The 20,398-nt window shown below is 48.2% G+C and carries 23 protein-coding genes; 14 read left to right on the plus strand and 9 right to left on the minus strand.

What is annotated here, in order from left to right; translation table 11 throughout:
* Positions 1-322: 322 nt before the first annotated feature.
* The 4 genes from O3C58_06235 to O3C58_06250 form a co-directional block, all read right to left on the minus strand.
* A complete protein-coding gene (locus tag O3C58_06235; protein ID MDA0691458.1) occupies positions 323-553 on the minus strand; it encodes a hypothetical protein in 231 nt (76 codons plus the stop codon).
* 99 nt (positions 554-652) lie between these two features.
* Entirely contained in the window at positions 653-922 is a 270-nt protein-coding gene (locus O3C58_06240) for a BrnA antitoxin family protein (protein MDA0691459.1), read from the minus strand.
* On the minus strand, positions 903-1,199 hold the full coding sequence (locus tag O3C58_06245; protein MDA0691460.1) for a BrnT family toxin: 297 nt from the start codon (positions 1,197-1,199) through the stop codon (positions 903-905). Before O3C58_06245 ends, O3C58_06240 begins: the two co-directional genes overlap by 20 nt.
* A 233-nt stretch (positions 1,200-1,432) precedes the next feature.
* Positions 1,433-1,996, minus strand: a complete 564-nt coding sequence (locus O3C58_06250; GenBank protein ID MDA0691461.1) for a glycine zipper family protein — start codon at positions 1,994-1,996, stop codon at positions 1,433-1,435.
* 542 nt (positions 1,997-2,538) lie between these two features.
* On the opposite strand from O3C58_06250, the gene O3C58_06255 reads away from it, so the two are divergent.
* The 5 genes from O3C58_06255 (at position 2,539) to yegQ (ending at position 7,068) form a co-directional block, all read left to right on the plus strand.
* Entirely contained in the window at positions 2,539-3,591 is a 1,053-nt protein-coding gene (locus tag O3C58_06255; protein ID MDA0691462.1) for a DUF4325 domain-containing protein, read from the plus strand.
* A gap of 10 nt (positions 3,592-3,601) precedes the next feature.
* Positions 3,602-4,354 (plus strand): thermonuclease family protein, encoded by a 753-nt coding sequence (locus O3C58_06260; GenBank protein MDA0691463.1) that lies wholly within the window; start codon positions 3,602-3,604, stop codon positions 4,352-4,354.
* A 184-nt stretch (positions 4,355-4,538) separates the two neighbouring features.
* Positions 4,539-4,931 (plus strand): cyclic nucleotide-binding domain-containing protein, encoded by a 393-nt coding sequence (locus tag O3C58_06265; GenBank protein ID MDA0691464.1) that lies wholly within the window; start codon positions 4,539-4,541, stop codon positions 4,929-4,931.
* Positions 4,932-5,136: 205 nt separating this feature from the next.
* Positions 5,137-5,586, plus strand: a complete 450-nt coding sequence (locus tag O3C58_06270; protein MDA0691465.1) for a YbhB/YbcL family Raf kinase inhibitor-like protein — start codon at positions 5,137-5,139, stop codon at positions 5,584-5,586.
* A gap of 111 nt (positions 5,587-5,697) precedes the next feature.
* Positions 5,698-7,068, plus strand: coding sequence for a tRNA 5-hydroxyuridine modification protein YegQ (gene yegQ, locus O3C58_06275; protein MDA0691466.1), 1,371 nt, complete (start codon positions 5,698-5,700; stop codon positions 7,066-7,068).
* 24 nt (positions 7,069-7,092) lie between these two features.
* Here yegQ and O3C58_06280 read toward each other — a convergent pair whose 3' ends face one another.
* Entirely contained in the window at positions 7,093-7,290 is a 198-nt protein-coding gene (locus O3C58_06280) for a hypothetical protein (GenBank protein MDA0691467.1), read from the minus strand.
* A gap of 189 nt (positions 7,291-7,479) precedes the next feature.
* Between O3C58_06280 and hpnH the strand changes: the two genes are divergently transcribed.
* Positions 7,480-8,487, plus strand: coding sequence for an adenosyl-hopene transferase HpnH (gene hpnH / locus O3C58_06285; GenBank protein MDA0691468.1), 1,008 nt, complete (start codon positions 7,480-7,482; stop codon positions 8,485-8,487).
* A 69-nt stretch (positions 8,488-8,556) separates the two neighbouring features.
* Here hpnH and O3C58_06290 read toward each other — a convergent pair whose 3' ends face one another.
* The 4 genes from O3C58_06290 to O3C58_06305 form a co-directional block, all read right to left on the minus strand.
* Positions 8,557-9,036, minus strand: a complete 480-nt coding sequence (locus tag O3C58_06290; GenBank protein ID MDA0691469.1) for a pentapeptide repeat-containing protein — start codon at positions 9,034-9,036, stop codon at positions 8,557-8,559.
* Between the two features lie 203 nt (positions 9,037-9,239).
* Positions 9,240-10,085: a tetratricopeptide repeat protein gene (locus tag O3C58_06295; protein MDA0691470.1), complete on the minus strand. Its 846-nt coding sequence runs from the start codon at positions 10,083-10,085 to the stop codon at positions 9,240-9,242.
* An 86-nt stretch (positions 10,086-10,171) separates the two neighbouring features.
* Complete coding sequence (locus O3C58_06300; GenBank protein MDA0691471.1) at positions 10,172-10,825, minus strand: hypothetical protein; 654 nt, start codon at positions 10,823-10,825, stop codon at positions 10,172-10,174.
* A 59-nt stretch (positions 10,826-10,884) separates the two neighbouring features.
* The gene (locus O3C58_06305; GenBank protein ID MDA0691472.1) at positions 10,885-11,304 is read right to left on the minus strand and encodes a hypothetical protein; all 420 of its coding nucleotides are present in this window, start codon (positions 11,302-11,304) and stop codon (positions 10,885-10,887) included.
* A gap of 664 nt (positions 11,305-11,968) precedes the next feature.
* Between O3C58_06305 and O3C58_06310 the strand changes: the two genes are divergently transcribed.
* From O3C58_06310 to O3C58_06345, 8 genes are all read left to right on the plus strand, one after another.
* A complete protein-coding gene (locus O3C58_06310; GenBank protein ID MDA0691473.1) occupies positions 11,969-12,415 on the plus strand; it encodes a hypothetical protein in 447 nt (148 codons plus the stop codon).
* 362 nt (positions 12,416-12,777) lie between these two features.
* Positions 12,778-13,713, plus strand: coding sequence for a DUF4115 domain-containing protein (locus O3C58_06315; GenBank protein MDA0691474.1), 936 nt, complete (start codon positions 12,778-12,780; stop codon positions 13,711-13,713).
* A gap of 4 nt (positions 13,714-13,717) precedes the next feature.
* Complete coding sequence (locus tag O3C58_06320; protein MDA0691475.1) at positions 13,718-14,791, plus strand: type IV pilus twitching motility protein PilT; 1,074 nt, start codon at positions 13,718-13,720, stop codon at positions 14,789-14,791.
* Positions 14,792-14,801: 10 nt separating this feature from the next.
* Entirely contained in the window at positions 14,802-15,971 is a 1,170-nt protein-coding gene (locus O3C58_06325; protein ID MDA0691476.1) for a PilT/PilU family type 4a pilus ATPase, read from the plus strand.
* A gap of 24 nt (positions 15,972-15,995) precedes the next feature.
* Entirely contained in the window at positions 15,996-16,694 is a 699-nt protein-coding gene (locus O3C58_06330) for a hypothetical protein (protein ID MDA0691477.1), read from the plus strand.
* Positions 16,691-17,101: a cyclic nucleotide-binding domain-containing protein gene (locus O3C58_06335; GenBank protein ID MDA0691478.1), complete on the plus strand. Its 411-nt coding sequence runs from the start codon at positions 16,691-16,693 to the stop codon at positions 17,099-17,101. The genes O3C58_06330 and O3C58_06335 overlap by 4 nt, the downstream gene beginning before the upstream one ends.
* Positions 17,102-17,126: 25 nt before the next feature.
* The gene (locus tag O3C58_06340) at positions 17,127-18,326 is read left to right on the plus strand and encodes a type II secretion system F family protein (protein ID MDA0691479.1); all 1,200 of its coding nucleotides are present in this window, start codon (positions 17,127-17,129) and stop codon (positions 18,324-18,326) included.
* A gap of 308 nt (positions 18,327-18,634) precedes the next feature.
* Positions 18,635-20,371: an ATP-binding protein gene (locus tag O3C58_06345; protein MDA0691480.1), complete on the plus strand. Its 1,737-nt coding sequence runs from the start codon at positions 18,635-18,637 to the stop codon at positions 20,369-20,371.
* Positions 20,372-20,398 lie beyond the last annotated feature (27 nt).

Raw genomic sequence — 20,398 nt, forward strand, 5'->3', positions numbered from 1 at the left:
GCCACCAATATAAGAAATCCTTGTACAGTGTTCGATTTCCTGTAATAAACTAATTTTTAGAGATGCCCTTAATCTCCCATTCCGCCTAAACAAGCTGGGATAGTCATTAACGATTTGAGCCTTTGCTTCTCGTCCAAGGTTAGATGTCTAGCGACATGCGGATAGACTTCAAGTAAAAACTGTTTTAGTTTCTCAAATGCAGTATCAGAGTAAGTTACTCCTGCCCTCAACTCGTTGATTGTCCCGATGATCCACCTCACATAAACCGTAGGGATAATTACATCGGGGATGTCTTCCCATTGATCTATTAAGCGTTGTTCTTTTAATGGGGCTTTGAGTTTCTGATCGCACTGTCCTTTGCAGCACCAATGCCTACCCCGGCGCGTTTTTCCTCCAAAAGAATATCGCGCCCTCCGTCAGCTCCACGGTCAGGCCCTTGCAACACTGTGTAGCCAAGATATTCAAAAAAATCTCTTGCAAACATTTCAAACGTGTCTTGAGTACCGTTTCCTCCATGTGCTTCCGGTATTTCTTTAAAGTTGAGAATTGGCATTTTTTATCCGGTCCGTATTGGCTTTTGGTCTAACAATATTTAAATTGGCCCGCGATACTTTCCTCTGGCCCAAGCAATTGCCGGGCTAGGTATATTGTGCTACGGGGCCCTCAACTCTTCTCGTATCCTCTCAGAGAGGAATATTTTCAATAGCGACTGATAGGGAACATCCCGCTTGTTGGCGAGAAGTTTCAGTTCCTCGAGCATCGATTCGGGCAGTCTCAGGGAAATGGTCTTGACCGATGGCTTGAGATTTGGAAGCACGGTCTTTTTCGCTCTTTTCCAATCCACGAATTCAGTGGAGTCGTGGGTTGCCCAGAACTTTCTTTCCGCGTCCTCGTTTTGGAACTCAGGAACTTTTTTCTTCATGCGATTGAGACTCCTTCTTTTCCTTGCGGCTCATATCTCTTGCCGAAATCACCCGAATCTTGTCCTTGCGGATGGCAAAGACAACGAACAGAAGTCTTCCAAACTCTGTTCGTCCCAGGGAGTAAAAACGACGTTCGTTCTTTGAATGTTTGGTATCGTCTTGAACAATCAGGGGACGGTTGAAAAACATCTCCTCGCATTCCGAAGGTGTGACGCCGTGCTTTATCCAATTCTTTTCAGAATTGTGATCGTCCCACTCAAATCCGGTGCATCTCAATAAGATTTCAAAATTTTCCGTCACAAAATAAGTATATTACTGCAATATACATTTGTCGAGTGGAAAGAGTAAAGGAGGGGAGTGGAAAGCGCCGGGAAAAGCTGAAATGAAGGAACCCTCCGCTTCCCCGTCATCTGGAAGTATCCAGACGCTAAGGAAAAGGAGGGGGTCGGAGGGGGAGGTTCCCTCGGTCGATCTTCCGGTACCTGAGCAGGAAGGAGGGGTCTGCTCAACTACCAGATCAATCCGCGTCCCAAAATGCCACGGCTGATTCCACCGAAACCGCCAATGACGGCTCCGATTTGCGCACCTTTTGCCGGGCTTCCTGTAACGGCTCCAATGGCCGCGCCTGCCGCCGCGCCTAATGCTCCACCGATCAAGGTGTCGCCCACGACGTTCCCGTTATTATAAGAAGAATATTGATTCACAGGCGCCGGTTGGTAGTAGGTCGGTTGCGGCTGTTGATACACCACCTGCGGAGACTCATGTCTGTACACATGCTTTTCTATATAGACATGGCTGGTCCCGTGGTTATGCCCGTACCCGTGTCTTGAATAGTGGCGCTTATAGTGAGGACGGTGATGTCCTTTGTAATGCCGCCGCTCTTGTTGATGCCGATAAGATCCATGATGCTCTTCAGGGTAATAATCGTGGGACTCAATCACGACCGAATGGCTACTGTGGTCGGAATACCCATGCTGGCTTCCTGAGTATCTGTGGTCGGCCTGTGCGAACGTGCTGGTCGCCAGAAGGAAGAGAACGCTTGAAATCAGAATTGTCGATTTTCTTAAACTCATGACCCACCTCCAAATTTAGTATCACTGCAACAGGAACTAAAAAATAATAGCTAACTTTTATAAGTATATTTATATGTATTTTTGTTGTCAATAGTTTTTTTAATAAAATAGGCATTATTATTTATTCTTTTTTGAGAAGCGATGAGTTGCCTCATCTATGTAGTTGCAACAGCCGGTTTTGAAGGGAGTGGAGCATAGGCTCAAAGAATGGGTTGGAGAGGCAAATATCGGTAATAAAGCAACGGGGAAGGGACCGGGAAAAAAGCGGAAAAAATAAAATAAATGCTTAACTAATAAAGGTTTACTAAATTTAGTTAAAGTAATCTATTAAGATCCCGATAGAGTAGGTATAAACGGGTAGTTACTATAGTTATAAACTCAGGATGTTCCGCAAACGCCCCATTTAGAGCGCAAGCCAGTCCGTAAAATTAAGGGTTGGTGGTTGGCAAATCCGGTTTAAAAAGTTTCCTGAGTACGATATATATAAATTAATTTTCAGGTAGTTATAATCACCCTCAGCCGTTTTTTGGAGAACTATTGTAATGAGTCGAGCGCAGGAAATTCGATCTTTCCTTGTGGAAAACATTCCCGGTCATGCCAAGGACATTGTGGCCGTGACCGCAGAATCTTTTGGCGTGACCCGGATGACGGTCCACCGCCATTTGAATCGGCTGTTGCGCGACAAAAGAATCGTTAAAACCGGGACCACCAAAGGGGCGGCTTATTACCTAAAAACGTCATTGGACAAAACCCTCATCTTTCAGATCGAACCGAACGCTCACGCGGGTCAGGTGTGGACGGAATATTTGAGTGAGGATTTTGCCCGGCTCCCGGAGGCTGTAGAGGAAATCTGCAAGTATGCGTTTGTGCAGATGTTCAACAACGCGCTCACGCATTCCGGGGGCAAAGGCGTGGTGGTGAAAACCATCTGGAAGAAAGATTCTCTGGAGCTTAATATCATTGACGATGGTGCCGGTATTTTCCAAAGCATTCAAAAAGTTCTTGGAGTTCTGGATATTCGCGAAAGCATCCTGCAATTATCGAAAGGAAAATTCACCACCGTTCCCGAGAGTCATCAGGGCCAGGGGATTTTTATTGTCTCGCGTTTGTTCGATGTGTTCGGGATATTTTCCGATGGTCTGTTTTATTGCAAGGACAATGTCAGGGACGACTGGTTCCTGGAAAAAAGAAAAATTTCCAAGTCCAAAGGCACCCGGATTTCGATGGCCATCAGCTTCGATGCGGAACGGACATTAAAGCAGGTGGTCAGTCGATATACGGTGTCCGGCGCTCCTGTTTTCGACACCACAGAAATTCTGATTAAGCTGAGTCAGATGGAGGATGATCCGTATATTTCCAGAACCCAGGCGAAACGCGTGCTTCTGGGGGTGGAAAAATTTCAGCGGGTGGTCCTGGATTTCAAAAATATTCCCACGGTCGGGCAGGCGTTTGTGGATGAAGTGTTCCATGTGTTCCCGTCTGTACATCCGGCCATCGCTATCGAAAGCATTCATGCCAGCCCCGACGTACAGTTCATGATAGATAAAAGTCTGCCGGTTTTTGAAAACCAGGACTTATCAAGTGAATCCTCTTAAAAATTAACTGATGAAAACGCCATTGGCCCCTCCCCTGCTTTCAGCCAGAGAAAGTGTGAAGGGGAAAATTGTCTGGATCAGGATTTTGATAAAAACCATCGTCGGGTTGGGAGCCCTGCTGTTTGCTATGGAGAGTTTTGCCAACAATGTAAACGGCAAAGTGGTTGATGTCTCCAGTGGAGATACCTTCACAATACAAATCGGCGATGGAAAAACTTTCAAAGTTCGCCTGATGGAGGTGGACGCCCCCGAACCTTCCCAGGCGTTTGGCAGACAGGCGCGTCTGTTCAGCGAAAGTCTGCTGATGGAAAATTTGGTCAACGTCGAGTTCGATACGGTAGATAAGTACGGCCGCCTGATTGGCCAGGTGACTCTTCCCGATGGCCGGGTTTTGAATCAGGAGTTGTTGCGTCAGGGGTTGGCCTGGCACTATCGTGTGCATGCTCCTGTGAATGAGTTTCTCAGCGAGCTGGAATATCGGGCCTGGAAAAGCAAAGCCGGTTTATGGATCGACCCGTCTGCGTCTCCCCCCTGGAAATACCGGCGGGAACCGGGGTCCATCGAGCCGCCGGGAAACGGCTTGAGAATGGATTACGATCTTATTTTAAGTTACGGGCTGATCGGCGACCCGAAAACGAAATTATACCAGTGGCCTGCCTGCCAGAATTACCCCAGGGACAGTAAAGAGTTTACCGTCTTTGGAAATTTCATGGAGGCGCTGAAATCCGGCTTCAGGGCGTCGCCCGATTGTAAAGGCAAATGAATGCTAACTAGAATACAATGGCCTCTGAATTCATGGCTTTTAAAAACCTTTATAAAACCGTGTCTTGCATCTAAATATTTGATTTATAAGCAGTAATGCTGTAAATTCAATACAGGCGATAAGATGTTTTTTCTCCATATAGGGTTTGATTCTGATACTCAGACCTTTTTCTCTGTGAAAAAAAATGAAAACCCTGTTTTTCAAAAAAGGTGACGAAATTATCCACGAAGGCATGGCCAGCGATTGTGCCTTTATTATCGAGTCCGGCACGGTTGAGGTTTCAAAATCGGACCCCGAGGGTCAGCGCAAAATTCTGGCCGTTCTCAAAGAGAATGATATTTTCGGCGAAATGGGGCTCATTGACGGGCTCTCCCGCTCCTGCTCGGTCGTTGCTCTGGAACCTTGTAATATCACCAAGCTGACCCAGGAAGCCTTTGATTCCCTGGCCGACCACAACCCCCAGGCGCTGATGCCCATCCTGAAAATTTTAGCCCAGCGCCTGCGCGCCACCCTGAAGGTGGTCGAGAAACTGGAGTCCAAGGAAAAACCAAGGGAACAACCTGTTGTCGCTACGTAATCAGGGTTGATATCACGCCATTTTATTTTCCATACCGAACAATCCGCTGCAAATATAAATAGCGCTGTTTTTTCAGCTCCTTTCTACCTGGAATTGTATTGCAGAAAGGTGTTTTTGTGTTATACAGTGCAGGCTGTTCCCAAAGTCTCTAAAGCAATCTAACTTAAACCATCACGAATGAACGGGTTATCCTATGGCGATGCAGATGGCCAGTAAGGCCTTTCAGGATGGAGGCGAAATTCCGCAAAAGTACACCTGTGACGGAGAAGACCTCTCTCCTGCCCTGGAATGGTCATCGGTTCCAGACGAGGCGATGACCCTGGCATTGATCTTAGACGACCCGGACGCTGGCGATGGAACCTGGGTGCACTGGATATTATATAATGTCCCGGCTCATATTTTAGAGATTCCAGATAATTTGCCGCGTGAAGGCCAGTTGGAAAGTGGTATCATGCAGGGGCTGAACGATTTCCAAAATATTGGTTACGGCGGCCCCTGTCCCCCGAGCGGAATCCATCGCTATGTATTCAAACTCTATGCTTTGGATAAGGAGCTGGAGTTACAGCCGGGTGCAACCAAAAGACAATTGTTGCAGGCGATGGAAGGCCATATTCTGGATCGAGCTCAGTTCATGAGCACCTACTCGAAAACATAAAGGGTATCTCTAAAAAATCTTCCGGTCTATGAGCAGGCCTTATAAAATAAAGGTCCGCGAGTTGCCTGATAGAAAAATATCGAATTATTAGAGACATCCTGAAGTCCAGGAATGGGCCAGCGGCCCCTGGCGAACTTTTCTTATTATATTATGATTCCTGAACTACTGGCCCCTGCGGGCAGTCCCGAAAAATTACGTTATGCCTTTGCTTATGGAGCGGATGCGGTTTATGCCGGCATCCCCAAGTTTTCCCTCAGGGCGCGGGAAAATGGCTTCAAAGACGCTTCATTGAAAGAGGCGATCGAAACCACCCATAAGCTGGGAAAAAAAATCTATATCACCGCCAATATTCTGCCTCAGAACCGGAAGGTGGAGTCGTTCAAAAAATCTCTGGCCTTTTATGCGGAAGCCGAGCCGGACGGGTTCATCATGTCCGACCCGGGCTTGATCCGATTTGCTCTCAAAGAATTTCCCAAGGTACCGGTTCACCTGTCCGTGCAGACGAACACCATGAACTGGCCGTCGGTCGAGTTCTGGTACGATGAAGGCGTCAAGCGCGTCATCCTCTCCAGGGAACTTTCCATGGAGGAGGTTCACGAGATCCATGAAAAAGTTCCCGGTATGGAGCTGGAGTCTTTTGTGCATGGATCGATTTGTATCGCCTATTCGGGCCGATGCCTGCTTTCGAATTATTTCAATCACCGGGACGCCAACCAGGGGACCTGCACCAACAGTTGCCGCTGGGAATACGATGTCCATAAAGAGGGGGAGATTCCCCCACCCTCTTGCGGTAGCTCGAAGGAGACGGACTCCTCCCACAATAGCAGCCTGCTTGAAGGCAATTATTTTATCGAAGAGGCCAAGCGACCGGGAGAAATGATGCCGATCGACGAGGACGAACACGGCACGTACATCATGAACTCCAAGGATCTCCGAGCGGTGGAGTTTCTCAAGGAATTGCGAGATTCAGGGGTGATGTCTTTTAAAATCGAAGGGCGTTCCAAATCCATTTATTACCTTGCGCTGGTCACCAAAGTTTACCGGACGGCGATTGACAGCCTGGCTCAAAGCCGACCTTTTGATCCTCAACTTTTGGAAGAAATCAACAAAACCGCCAACCGGGGGTTCACCTCCGCTTTTTTTATTTCCAAATCCAACCACGACACCGAGCGTTTTGATTCTCCGCAGGATGTCGATCCGCCGCAGGTGTTTGGCGGCCAGGTGCTGGACTTGCGATCGGACGGGATGATGGAAGTGGAGATCAAAAACCGCATGGAAGTGGGCGATGAGGTCGAATACATTTCTCCAGCAGGTCAATACCGCTTCCGCATCAACGCCATGCAGGATAAAAAAGGCAGCGCGATTGACGTCGCTCATGGCGGCAACGGTGCGGTCTGGATTCAGTCCGAAGGGCCCGTGGAACCGAATTCCTTATTGAGCCTGGTGAAGCAGCCAATGGCAACTGCTGTGACCGGTGCGTAACAGCGCCTAACGGCACAGGTTCCTCTACCTGGGGTTGTTCTTCTTTTCGCTTTTTTGGGTGGATTCCGCCCAGGCGATGGTTCCGCACATGATAGCGACCAAAAGCAATGCCAGCCACCCTGCAGAGGAAAGCATTCTCAGATCAAAAATGTCATAGGAAAGCGTTCCGTCCAATAGCAGCGCCAGAACCACCAGGATGGAAAACAGGATTGCTTTTTTCAAAACTTCTCCACAGAGTCTGTTTGAAATTAACCAGATTTTGAGCGATTGGCCCGGTGTCTGGGTTTTCCGGATTCAAGGGTGGACCAACAAAAATTTGTTACCTGTAGGAATTAAAATATAATACTTTTGCTTACATCCCGGCAAGTATTTGTCATAGATTCTATTTTTGCAATTTGGAGATGATCCTAAATGGCGGTACCTCTCAGACAGGCTTTAAAAATTGGCTTCTATATATTCCAACAGAAGCTGAAAAGACGGAAAAAATATCCGCTGGTTTTAATGCTGGAACCCTTGTTCCGGTGCAATCTGGAATGTGTGGGCTGTGGGAAAATCCAAAAACCAAATGAAATTTTGAAGCAAAACCTCAGCCCGGAAAATTGCCTGAAGGCGGCGGATGAATGTGGCGCTCCCGTGGTTTCGATTGCCGGCGGCGAGCCTTTGATGCATCCCCAGATTTTAGAAATTGTCGAGGGTCTTATAGCGCAGGGACGTTATGTTTATTTGTGCACGAATGCGCTCCTGTTGGATAATTTTCTCGGCAAGCTCCCGGTTTCGCCTCTGCTCACGCTTTCCATTCATCTGGATGGCATGGAAGAAGACCACGACCGCATTGTAGCTCAGGAGGGCACCTTCAAAACAGCCGTTGCCGCCATTCGTAAAGCCAAGTCAATGGGCTACAGGGTCAACAGCGCCAGCACGTTTTTCGATGAGATGACCGTGGCCAAGGCGGAGGAATTTCTTGATTTCGTCAAATCTTTAGGGGTGGACGGGGTGACCGTGGCGTCTGCATTTCAATACCCGGATGCGCCGGATCAGGAACATTTTTTTGGCAGAAAACGTACCTTCGAATTTTTTGCCGAACTGCTGAAAAAAAATAAAAACGGGCGATGGGACATCAATCATTCACCATTTTATCAGGAATTTTTACAGGGCAAGCGCGATTACAATTGCACCCCGTGGGGGAATCCGAATTATTCGGTGCTGGGTTGGCAGGAACCTTGTTATCTTCTGGATGAGGGGTATACGGAAACCTTTGATCAGCTCATGGAAACCACCGAATGGGAAAAATACGGTCACCGCAATAACCCGAAATGTGCCGACTGCACAGCGCACTGCGGCTATGAAGCGACCTCCGTGGAAGATTCGACTTCCAGCTTTGGAAACATGGTTCACTCCGCCCGGATGATTTTTCAGTAATTCCGGTCAACAGGATTTCAAACCCACCTCCGGTTTGTCTGCAGGCGAAATGTAACAGCTTCTGGACGATTATTTTAGATAGTCTGGAAGCACCGTGCTTTTATCTAGCAGGGCTCCGTCAATTTGCTTCCGGGTCAAACCCTCCGCCATTTTCAAGTTGGCGCCCTGCAACCGGGTTTGTTCCAGGTCGGCTTCCCTGAGATCCGCCCGGATCAGGTTGGCTCCTCTGAGGTCGGCATGTTTCAGATTGGCCCAGCGGAGATTGGCGCCGCGCAAATTAGCTCCTTCAAGAGATGCCCGTTCCAGGTCCGCTTTTTTCAGATACGCCCCATACAGGGTCGCTTCCTGGAAATTGGCTTCCCGCAAGTTGGCTCCCATGAGAACCACTCCCTTGAGATGCGCTTTCTTAAAATCCGCGATTTCCCCTGTCGCTCCCTTAGAATTCAGCCAGTTCAGATGATTATCGAGAATGGATTTAATTTCCTCTTTGGAAATTTCCCGCGAGTCTCCCGTGGAAAGATCGCCTTGATTTTTTATTTCCTCGTTCATTTTAATAAAGGAATGTCTAAAAAGTGATATTTTTTGGTTTTTGTAATCGCCATTTTGAGCCCCTGTTTGCAAGAGACGAAACTTATTTTGAGCTTGGGCCATCATAAACGAGTTGTTCTTTTTAGTGAACAGGTTTTCCGCCTGGAAGAGGGGGCGCCATAAATCCCTGGTACGTTAGCACTGAGTCCAGCGTCATGCTGGTTTCAGGACGCTTCCATTTTGGAGAATAATTGTCGATACTTTGAATTGGAAGGCTCGGCTTTTAATGCCAGTTCGATGGACTCGAGAGCGGATTTTTTGTCTTTTCTGGCGATGTGGCTCAGAGCGATCTGGAAATAGGCTTCGGCGTAATAAGGATTGATTTTTAAAGAGTTCTGGAACGCTTCAACCGCTTTGTCGTAAGCCTTTTGGTCCTGGTAAAGCATGCCCAGGTTAAAATGGGTCAACATTCCCTTCGGGTCCGCCGCAAGCGACCCTTTAAAGGTTGCCTCCGCTTTTTCAAACTCGCCCTGAAGGCGAAAGCTGTCCCCAAGGTTATTGAGGTAGGTGGAGTTGTTGGGCTCCTGAGCAATGGCCTGCTGGTAATACTCGATGGCTTTATCGTAAATTTTTTCTTCCTTGTAGATATTGGCAATATTGTTGACAGCCTTGGAGTCGTTATCCCCCTCCTTAATGGCGATGGCCTGTTCCCATCGCTTTTGCGCCTCTTGCTTTTCTCCCTTGACGTAGAACACCATTCCCAGATTGATATGGACCTGAACGTTTTCAGGTTCCAGAGACAGGACTTTTTCAAATGCCGTCTGGGCCTGGTCGTGTTGCTTGAGTCCGAAGTGCACCAGGCCTTTTTTGCTGTACACCTTCAGGTTGTCGGGGTCGTGTTTGATGGCCAGGTCAAATTCTTCGAGGGCGTTTTTGTAAAGGGACAGCTTGGCAAACTCCATTCCTAGTTTGTAGTGGGACTCGGATTGTGCGGTGTCAATGGTCGCGTTTTCGGAGGTGCAGGCGAAAAGGAATGTAAATAGAATTAAAGCGGGGAAAAGAAGTTTCATGGTAAGCGTCCTTCAGGTAGGAATAAAAAAAGGGGCCAACCAAGGATGGTTGACCCCTTGACTTAAAAGGATATTATCACAAACGATCAGTTAACACCACGGCCTGCACCGGTAAAACTTCTGGTGCTTCCTACTGGAGCTATCCCGTTAGACACGGGCCCAATGGTGGAATCGTGCGCATCGCCGATGAACTCCATGGCGAACCCGGTGCCACTCGCAGGAATATAAACAACGCCCCACATATTGAGCTGGGAAACATTGTCATATTTTCGCGTCGATCCCACGGTGGTTGCGGTTCCCGGCGCTTCATTGATGCCGACCACTCTCACATTGCCAAATTGCGCGGTATTAACTGTGCTGATGAGGTGAGTCCTGGAGTCGGTGAAGGCCGCGTTCAGAGCATTAATGGAGGCGTTCCCCTGATCGACGATAAAGACTCGATGAGTTTCGCCGGCATCTACTGTGAAGGTCACAGATCTTCCGGCGGCGGTGTTCACCGTTGTGGTCATACCCAGAACCTCTAAAACCACTCCGATCTGGGTTAACGCCGAGTTCAATGAAGGGTGACTGATCCCAATAAAAGTATAACTGTCACTGGGAACCGTCTGAGCGTAGGGGGAAATGGCTACCCTGGCGCTATTGGTGGTGATTGGCGCCGATAATATTTGCGCCTGAGCGGTTGTGGCCACAGCCACAAACCCCGTCAGGATAAGCATGCTTGCTATGAAAAATTTTTTCATCAGTCGTTCTCCTTGTATATGTCTATTTGGCTGATTCTTATTCGTGGATTCATTGTTTGCTACGGAGCGCCGACACCACTCACAGCTATACTCCCGTGGTTGCTGCTTGTAGCGGCACTGTCATGCGCATCGCCGATGAACTCCATGGCGAACCCCGTGGTATTGGATTCGATGACCACCGCGCCCCAGTAGGAGAGCATGGTCGCATCGCGAAAACCGGCCCCAACATTTTCACCTGTTCTGAATCCAGGGGTGGTTGCCACCGGATCGATGCGCACATGGCCATGCTGGAATGCTGCTGTCGATCCGACAATGAATTGCGCTGTGGGAATACTCGTCGCATTGATACTGGTCTGGTTGGTGCGGACGATGAAAACCCTCGTCGTGCTGCCTGCGGTGAGGGTGAACGAAGTTGCCGTCCCGAATGCGGTCTTATCTTTCTGAATGGCATTGATGGTCACCCCGATTTGTGATCTCATGCCCGACAATGAAGGATGGGTTACAGCAATGAATGAATAAGAAGAACTGTCTGACTGCCAATAAGGAGAAATGACACGAGATTTATTTTCTATGGCAAAAGCATTTCCCGCGCAGCCGCAATTAAAACCAGAACAGCGGTTGCTTGGGAAAATCGCGTAATTAGCTTGATTTTCATTATGGTTGGCTCCTATATATGCAAATTGAATTTGGTTTCTTTTTTAAAGAATGAAACGCATGATCTTTATCCGCCGAACACCCCCTCACATAAAAAGTGTTATTATTGTGGGGACACCAGGGCCCCAACCGTTCTCTAACTCTAAATTTTTCAATAAACTTAAGAATTTTTCAGCAATTTATTCTTTATACTGAAAATGTAATTCGCTAATTTACGGTATATTACAACAAATCACTATGTATTTTGTTGAAAATTTCCATGGGTTCCAGAAACTCGGTATCGAGTGGTTGTTTTTGTGATCCAAAACACAGTTCGTCTCAAACAATATCGTCATAATTATTGTTTTCTTAAGTTTTATTTCGATAAAGTATTGGCAGGCAGTTTTTTCCGTAATAAAAATGATTCTGGGGCTGGTTGAGAAATGAAGGGCTTTTTGATATAATTTTAGGTTTGCAAAACTGGCCTAACTTTCAGAAAGACAAAAGGTTATGAATAAATCAAAAGTAAACTCTCTTAATGGAACCCGTTGGTTGTCATTATTTGCGGGGTTATTGTTTCTGGGATATTTGGGAGGCTGTGCCAGTGATATGGCATCCGACGCTTCTAAAGCGCAGTTGAAATTTCAGAAAGGGCTGGAGCAAGGTTCTATAAATGATCAAAAGGGGATGATCGCCAGTTTCAAGGAAGCGGTGGAGCTGAGCCCGCAAAGTGAACTGTTTCGCCTGCATTTGGGTATGGCCTATTTCCTTGCCGGGGACCTGGTGAATGCGGAAAAAACTTTCAATCAAACTTTGGAAATCAACAAGGAGTCCAAAGATGCCTATCGGCAGTTGGGCCGGTTGTATATGCGCACAGGGGAGTGGAGTCGCGCCGTAGAAAATTTTAAAGAAGATCTGATTCGGCCGGGGGACACCCGAGCCGCATCGGGTTTATAATTGGCTGGCACTGAGCTATTACAATCAGGGTCAGTTTGATGATGCCGAACGTGAATGGAAAAAGACGATCGAATTAAAGGATAATGCCGCCATCCGGCTCAACCTGGCCCTGGCATACAAAGATCAGGAACGTTTTGATCAAGCGTTGGAGTCTTTACAGAAGGCGGTGGCCCTCAACCCTGAGTTTACTCAGGCCTATTATGAAATGTCCCAGCTGCTTATCATTAAAAAACAGATGGATCAAGCTGTAGAGCACTTCAAAAAAGTTATCAAACTGGCGCCCAAAAGTGAATGGGCCCGTGTTTCCAGAAAATATTTGGAACTCATCCAACAACCTAGATAGTCAATCCTGATAGTCAATTATGGAAGAGAATTTTGGTTCGTATTTGAAACATGAGCGGGAACTCCGGGGTGTCCCCCTTGAAGAAATCGCCGCAGTGACGAAGGTTCATATTCGCTTTCTCGAGGCGCTGGAAAACAGCGAGTTTGACCAGCTTCCAGGAGAAGTTTTCATCAAGGGTTATATTCGTTCTTACGCCAGAGTTATTGGCCTGGATTCTGAAGAAATGGTCACCGCCTACGAAGAAAATTTCGGCAAGGTTCGCAAACAAGAACTCGAGAACGCCCACCTCGCAAGTGAAAAAATCCACTCAAGAAAGAAAAATCTGGCTGGATATGTCATTGGCGGCATTGGTTTGGCGGGTATTTTAATGATGGGTTATTTGGGTGTGGGCTCTCTGGTTGAGGAGGGTAATAAACAGGGCGCCGAACAGTTGTCTGCGAATGCTCCTGCCCTGAATGCCGTAGAGCCAGAGATTCCCAAAGACGTTGATGTCAGTAATGAAGAACAACCAGAGCAGGAACTTGCGGCGGGGTTATCACAAGAAGTCCCCCCGGCTCTCCCGGTTGACTCAAGGGCAGAATCGGAAGTCAACAAAAACAAACCCGTTGCCGCAGATTCCAAATTGAAAGAGAAACCCTCCCCCTATGTTGCGGAAGTGCCGATGGAAGCTGATTCAAACTCCGAAGCAGTGGAAGCCAATACCAAGCCTCTGCATTTAATGATTCAGGTTCAAGGTAATTCCTGGTTTAACGTAACTGTGGACGATGGTGGCGAGGATGATTTTATTCTCCCAGGCGGTTCCAGTAAAAATATTTATGGGAATGAGAAGTTTCGAGTGACCATCGGTAACAGGCGGGGAACCCGGATTTTTTTAAACGGGCAATCCATAGACCTGCCTTTTGGCACCAGTGATGTCGTCCGGGACTTTGATATAACAGCTAAACTGATCGAGTGAAACCGTGGCCAGAATAGACGCTTTTTTCAAGTTGATGAATGAGCAGGGTGCCTCAGACCTGCATCTGGTGGCAGGGTCCCAGCCCGTTCTCAGGGTTCATGGAGACATGGAGCGGGTCAAGTACAAGGAGCTTGGCAATGATGAACTGAAAAGCATTCTGTATGAAATTGCTCCCGAGGACAAGATCAAGACTTTTGAAGAAACGGGTGACATCGATTTCGCTTATGAGATCCCCAATCTGGCTCGCTACCGGGCAAATTATTTTCAGCAGAAATGGGGGATCGGCGCCGTCTTTCGAGAAATTCCCAGTGAAATCATGACGGCTGAGCAACTGGGTCTGCCGTCGGTGATCAATAGACTCTCCATGTTGCACAAGGGCATGGTTTTGGTCACGGGTCCGACGGGAAGTGGGAAGTCCACCACTTTGGCGGCGATGATTGATTACATCAACACCCATAAAAAAAACCACATCATCACCATTGAAGACCCTGTGGAGTTTGTTCACAAGAACAAGAACTGCATCATCAACCATCGAGAGGTGGGATTCCATACCCAGGGTTTTAAATCCGCTCTTCGAGGGGCGCTCAGAGAAGACCCGGATATCATACTGGTCGGCGAAATGCGCGACCTGGAAACCATTGAACTGGCTCTCGAAGCGGCCTCCACCGGACACCTCGTGTTTGGCACTTTGCACACCCAAAGCGCCGCCAAAACGATTGACCGTGTCATCGATGTGTTCCCGGCTCACCAGCAAGCGCAAATCCGCACCACCCTTTCGGAAACCCTTAAAGGCGTGGTGGCTCAGAACCTGTTCAAACGCACCGATAAAAAAGGCCGGATGGCGGTTCTTGAAATACTGGTGGTCACGCCAGCCGTATCCAACCTGATTCGCGAAGGAAAAACATTCCAGATTCCGTCAGCCATTCAAACCGGGAAAAAGTTTGGCATGCAGTCTTTGGATGACGCCATTCTGGAGGGGTTGAATGCCAAGAAAATCAGTCCCGAAGACGCGTATGACAAGGCCATCGTCAAAGACCGGTTCATCCAGTATTTGAAAAAGCCTCCCGAATTTATTTAATGAGAGCTGTATGAGAAAAGCCGAAATTGACCATATCCTGACCACGATGCTGGAATCGCACGGAAATATTTCCGACCTCAACATCACGGCGGGAAAATCGTTTCAAGTCGAGTCTTCCGGTCAGTTGACCGAGGTGGCATTGGAATCCTCAATTTCTAAAATCACGCCATTTCAGGCGGAATTTTTTGCCTTGAACCTGATCAATTCCGATCGGCGCTTGACGGAAACCCTCATCCGCGAAGGGTCCTGCGACTGTTCTTATTTTCTGGTCGGGAAAGTGCGATTCAGGGTCAATATTTTTTCTCAACGCGGCAATTACAGCACGGTCCTCAGAAAACTGGAAACCCGCATTCCTTCGATCGAAGAGTTGAAACTACCCCCGCAGTTTGGCAAAGTGGCGAACGAGAAGAATGGCTTGATTCTGGTGACGGGAGCTACCGGCAGCGGTAAGTCAACCACCCTCGCGGCGCTTTTAGACAATATCAATGAGGAAAAGTCGATCCATATCATCACCCTTGAAGATCCGGTGGAGTTCGTGCACCCGCACAAGAAAGCGACGTTTAACCAGAGAGAACTGGGAAGTGACTTCGACGCCTTTTCCGGTGGTTTGCGCGCGGCCCTGAGGCAGGCGCCCAAAGTGATTCTCGTGGGTGAAATGCGCGACCGGGAAACCGTCGAGATTGGAATGAGCGCCGCAGAAACGGGTCACCTGGTCATGAGTACCCTGCATACCGTCGATGCGGGTCAAACCATCAACCGCATCATCGGCATGTTTTCCAAAGAGGAAGAACAGCAGATTCGTATCCGCCTGGCAGAAACCGTTCGCTGGATCATCGCCCAAAGGCTGTTGCCAAAGGTGGGAGGCGGAAGAATCGCCTTGCTGGAAATTTTATCTACCAGTCTCAGGGTGAAAGACGCGATCCTCAACGGTGAATCCGAGGGAAAAACGTTTTACGAAATCATTGCCCACGGGGAACCTTATGGAATGTGGACGTTTGATCAGCATATCCTCAAACTGTTAAAAGAGGGGAAAATCACCGAGGAGACCGCCATGGCTTATGCTTCCCGCAAGACCATCGTGGCGCGGGGGATTGACACTCTTAAAGCTTCCAAGGGGGAAAAGACCACGGATATTGACACGCTGGCTATGGATGAAGAATATGACACCCAACTCAAGTGATCCTTATTTTCCGAGGGAGACCGGATGCAGATAGAATGCACAGCGTGTGAACAGGGGATAAATATTCCCGAAGATAAAATTCCCAAGGACCGGGCTTTCTCCATGACCTGCCCTGGGTGCCGCGCAAAGGTTCGGGTAGATCAGCATCTTTCCCGTCCTCAAGAGTCGTCGGCGCCAGCCCCTGAAGAACAACAGGGGACGCTCAATGAATTGGAAAGCTCATCGGAAAACTCACTGGAAATTATCCTTTCCACCGATTTCGACGACGAAGAGGATGAACTACAGATCTATGAAGAAAATGACCGGCTGGCTCTGATATTGGATGATAAGAATAAGGACCTGTGGGTAGAAGCCTTGGAGGAAAGAGGGTTCAAACTGCAATTCGCCAAATCCTCCGAGCACGCCATCCACAAAATGAGGTTCACGCATTTTCATTGTGTGGTCCTCAATGAAAACTATGGCGGTGTTGCGCTCGAAAAGAACCCGGTGTACCGACTCCTCGCAGAAATGCCGATGGCCACCCGGAGAAATATTTTCTTTGCCATCCTGGGAGATAAGTTCAAAACCTTGAACAATATGGAAGCATTTTCTTACAGCGTCAATCTGGTCATTAATGAAAAAGACAAGGATAAGTTTTCGCAGATTCTGAAGAAATCAATCGCCGATCATGAGACTTTTTACAAGGTGTTTAAAGAGTCCTTGCACGCCATGGGGAAAGTATGAATTTGTTAAAAGAGACGTCTATTGTCCAGCGTTTTTCTGAAGGAGAGGTGATTATCTCTGAAGGAATCATCAGTAACAACGCCTATATCGTGTTGAAGGGTGAGGTGCGCATCACCAAGAAAATCGACAAGAAGACACTGGTGCTCGGAACCCTTAAGGAAGGCGACGTGTTTGGAGAGATGGGGTTGATTACAAAGAGCGTCAGAAGCGCCACTGTGTCTGCCCTGGGCGAAGTAGAAGTTGGATTTATCGATAAAAAGAAATTTGACGAACTCCTGAGCACATTGCCGGAGGATTTGCAGGCCATCGTCAAAGGTTTGGTGGAGAAGCTTCGCAGGACCACGGACGTGTTGACCAAAATCGGTTCGGAACTGGAAAATACACGCAAAAGCATCAAACCGGTGTAACGCAGGTTCAAAAAAGGAATATTCAGTGCCAACATTTACGTATAAAGCCAGGGTGAAGGGGCAGATCAAATCAGGCGAGGTGGATGCGGAAGACGAAAAGTCCGCAGTCGCCAAGTTGAAAGTCCAGAAAATCCGCATCAACTCCATCAAGAAAAAGGGCGGTTCGAGTGATTTTTTCGGTCCTAAAAAACAAAAAATCACCGGTCGGGATATCGTTGTGTTTACCCGCCAGTTTTCCACCATGGTGGATGCCGGGCTTCCCCTCGTCCAGTGCCTGGATATTTTAGGCAGACAGTCCGAAAATAAAACCTTAGGAGGGATCACCCTGCAGGTCAAGTCCAATATTGAAAAGGGAAGCGATCTCTCCGATTCGATGCGCAAGCACCCCACAGCATTTGACGGCCTGTATTGCAACCTCGTGGAAGCCGGAGAGGCGGGCGGTATTCTTGATATCATCCTGAAGCGCCTGGCCGATTATATTGAAAAATCCGAATCCCTCAAGCAGAAGGTAAAATCCGCCATGGTGTACCCTGGCGTCATCGTCACTGTTGCCGTGGGTGTGGTGGCTTTTCTGATGATTTTTGTCATTCCCGCTTTTGCCACTTTGTTTGAGAGCGGAGGGGCGGAATTACCCGGTCCCACCAAGATTGTCATGATGGTGAGTGATTTTTTCCGCACCAAATGGTATTACCTGTTTGGCGGCGTTGCGGCTTTTATTTTTATTGTCCGCAAGATGTACTCTACCGAGCGGGGTCGTTATGAAATCGACAAACTGGCACTGAAAGTTCCCGTGGTCGGAGAGCTGATCCGTAAGGTTTCCGTTGCCAAGTTCACCCGTACCCTGGGCACGCTGATCTCCAGCGGTGTCCCATTGATCGAAGGGCTGGAAATTTGTGCCCGTACTTCCGGCAACAAGATCGTTGAGAGGGCGGTATTCAGGACCATCGAGGCCATCAAAGGAGGGGAAAACATTGCCGGCCCCTTATCCAGGGAAAGTATTTTTCCGCCGATGGTGATTCAGATGATCGACGTTGGCGAGAACTCCGGATCGCTGGACACCATGTGTCACAAAGTCGCTGATTTTTATGACGAGGAAGTCGATAACGCGGTTGCTGCCCTGACCTCTCTATTGGAACCGATGCTGATGGTTTTTCTTGGCCTCGTTGTAGGTTTCATTGTCGTGGCGATGTATCTGCCAATATTCAAGATGGGCGACGCGATCTAGCAGGCTGCTGAAAAAGAGAAAAATCCGTCAGCGAGTTAAGTTTTACAGGTTTTTGCTTTTAAGTAGCACAGCCTTTCCAGGCTGTGCGCACAGGCTGGAAAGGCGGAATTAAATTCCGCACTTCCGCATTGACTTTAAGGATAGGTCGCCTGTGTTACTTGGTTTTCTTAAATTAACAGTAAACTTGAAATTAACATTTTAAGGTCCCAAAAATAGTTTTTCAGCAACCTGCTAGTCCTCAAAACCATTCAATTCGAGGACCGGTGAGGGCTGTTTTAAATCTCACCGGTTTCTTACCCGAACCCGCGATGCCTCACGCCTTGGAAAACTCCGACCCTGAACTTCAGCAGCGGCTCAAAACCGTTATGGTCCTGCGCGTCGCGTTCCTGACGGGCTTTGTTATCCTGCTTCTTCTTATGGGGTCGCGCAACCAGTTTTCGGCTCCGCTTGCGCCGCTGACCGTTGTTATTTGCGGCGGTTACCTGCTGTCCATTGTTTACGCCCTGTTTTTTAAAATCTGGAAACTTTCCTCCACCGCGTCCATTCAGATTATTGGCGACCTTTTTCTGGTGGGCGGGATTATCTACACGACGGGGGGAACCGAAAGTCCGCTATCTTTTCTTTTCCTGTTTGTGATCATTGTCGCCAGTTTCGTTTTATCCCGCACCGCATGTTATTTTGCCGCTTCAGGAGCAAGCATTCTCTATGGCTTGTTGATGGATCTGGAATACTATCAATTTATCCAGCCCCATTATCTGTTTCACGAGCCTGAAAGGGTGGTTGAAGGCGGTTATGTTTTTTACCTGGTATTCCTGAATATCGGTTCTTATTATTGTGTCGCGTATCTGAGCGGTTTCCTGAGTTCCCGCCTGCGACTGGCCAGGGAAGAGCTTGCCGTGGCCAGCAATGACCTTGAGGAGCTGCAGGCCTTTCATACCAATGTGGTTCGCGATATGGGGACCGGGCTGATCACAACGGATGATGAAGGCAACATCACCTCCATGAATCGAGCCGCTGAAGTCATTACCGGATATCAGCTTGAGGAAAGCCGGGGCCTGCCTTCAGACACTTTGCTCTCTGAAACCATATTGCAGGATTTTTTGAAGTTGGCGTATGGGGTTTCTCACCCGGTGCAAACCGAAGGGGAATGCAAACGCAAAGATGGAAAAACGATTTTCATCCGCATGAAGGTGAGCCGGTTTTCAAGTCCTGAAACCCCTCGCCAGGGTTTTATCTGTGTATTTGAAGATCTTACGGAGTACCAGGAAATGCAGGAAAATTTTTCACAGGCGGAACAGCTTGCCGCCGTGGGCCGGATTTCCGCCGGACTGGCGCATGAAATCAGAAACCCTCTGGCATCCCTGAGTGGGTCGATCCAGGTGCTCAGCAAGGGCCTGGAGTTGAAAAACTCGCATAAGCGGTTGATGGAGATTGTGATCCGGGAAGCCGACCGGCTCAATGGCATCCTCACTGATTTTCTGAACTATTCCCAACCCCGTAAAAATCGCAAAACTCTGGTGGATCTGACCCAGCTCATTCAGGATGTGACCCTGCTGATAAAAAATTCCGCTGATTTTTCCTCCGCTCACCGCATCGATTTTGCCGCATCCGCAGACCACCTGGTAATCAATGCCGATGAAGAAGAGCTAAAACAAGTGGTATGGAATCTGTGCATCAATGGATTGCAATCCATGGACAACGGCGGAAGCCTTAAAATAAAACTGGATAAAGTCACCTCGTTTCATACCCGGACGTTCCAGTCGGATAAAAGGGGTTATGTGTTTACCCTGGAAGATGAAGGCTGTGGCATTCCCGCCGATCAATTAAAAAAAATATTTGAACCGTTTCATACGACCAAGGACAATGGCGTAGGACTGGGGCTGGCCACGGTCTATAGAATTGTTCAGCAAACGGGAGGAACGATCGATGTTGCCAGCCAAGCAGGAAAGGGAACGACGTTTTCCGTATTTCTTCCAAGAGGCGCTGCAGGTTCAAGACAGGATCCGGTGGATGCCGAGTTGGAAGCGCCTCTCTACACAAAATAATCCGTTACTCTATTTTATTTCTTTATG

The organism is Nitrospinota bacterium (genome assembly GCA_027619975.1).
In the GTDB taxonomy this organism is placed as follows: domain Bacteria; phylum Nitrospinota; class Nitrospinia; order Nitrospinales; family VA-1; genus JADFGI01.

What these genes read in the sequence shown, in the direction of transcription:
- O3C58_06235 (MDA0691458.1), bottom strand. Translation starts at nt 553, where the DNA reads ATGCCAATTCTCAACTTTAAAGAAATACCGGAAGCACATGGAGGAAAC.
- O3C58_06240 (MDA0691459.1), bottom strand. Translation starts at nt 922, where the DNA reads ATGAAGAAAAAAGTTCCTGAGTTCCAAAACGAGGACGCGGAAAGAAAG.
- O3C58_06250 (MDA0691461.1), bottom strand. Translation starts at nt 1,996, where the DNA reads ATGAGTTTAAGAAAATCGACAATTCTGATTTCAAGCGTTCTCTTCCTT.
- O3C58_06255 (MDA0691462.1), top strand. Translation starts at nt 2,539, where the DNA reads ATGAGTCGAGCGCAGGAAATTCGATCTTTCCTTGTGGAAAACATTCCC.
- O3C58_06260 (MDA0691463.1), top strand. Translation starts at nt 3,602, where the DNA reads ATGAAAACGCCATTGGCCCCTCCCCTGCTTTCAGCCAGAGAAAGTGTG.
- O3C58_06265 (MDA0691464.1), top strand. Translation starts at nt 4,539, where the DNA reads ATGAAAACCCTGTTTTTCAAAAAAGGTGACGAAATTATCCACGAAGGC.
- O3C58_06270 (MDA0691465.1), top strand. Translation starts at nt 5,137, where the DNA reads ATGGCCAGTAAGGCCTTTCAGGATGGAGGCGAAATTCCGCAAAAGTAC.
- yegQ (MDA0691466.1), top strand. Translation starts at nt 5,698, where the DNA reads ATGGGCCAGCGGCCCCTGGCGAACTTTTCTTATTATATTATGATTCCT.
- hpnH (MDA0691468.1), top strand. Translation starts at nt 7,480, where the DNA reads ATGGCGGTACCTCTCAGACAGGCTTTAAAAATTGGCTTCTATATATTC.
- O3C58_06290 (MDA0691469.1), bottom strand. Translation starts at nt 9,036, where the DNA reads ATGAACGAGGAAATAAAAAATCAAGGCGATCTTTCCACGGGAGACTCG.
- O3C58_06295 (MDA0691470.1), bottom strand. Translation starts at nt 10,085, where the DNA reads ATGAAACTTCTTTTCCCCGCTTTAATTCTATTTACATTCCTTTTCGCC.
- O3C58_06300 (MDA0691471.1), bottom strand. Translation starts at nt 10,825, where the DNA reads ATGAAAAAATTTTTCATAGCAAGCATGCTTATCCTGACGGGGTTTGTG.
- O3C58_06305 (MDA0691472.1), bottom strand. Translation starts at nt 11,304, where the DNA reads ATGAGATCACAAATCGGGGTGACCATCAATGCCATTCAGAAAGATAAG.
- O3C58_06310 (MDA0691473.1), top strand. Translation starts at nt 11,969, where the DNA reads ATGAATAAATCAAAAGTAAACTCTCTTAATGGAACCCGTTGGTTGTCA.
- O3C58_06315 (MDA0691474.1), top strand. Translation starts at nt 12,778, where the DNA reads ATGGAAGAGAATTTTGGTTCGTATTTGAAACATGAGCGGGAACTCCGG.
- O3C58_06325 (MDA0691476.1), top strand. Translation starts at nt 14,802, where the DNA reads ATGAGAAAAGCCGAAATTGACCATATCCTGACCACGATGCTGGAATCG.
- O3C58_06330 (MDA0691477.1), top strand. Translation starts at nt 15,996, where the DNA reads ATGCAGATAGAATGCACAGCGTGTGAACAGGGGATAAATATTCCCGAA.
- O3C58_06335 (MDA0691478.1), top strand. Translation starts at nt 16,691, where the DNA reads ATGAATTTGTTAAAAGAGACGTCTATTGTCCAGCGTTTTTCTGAAGGA.
- O3C58_06345 (MDA0691480.1), top strand. Translation starts at nt 18,635, where the DNA reads ATGCCTCACGCCTTGGAAAACTCCGACCCTGAACTTCAGCAGCGGCTC.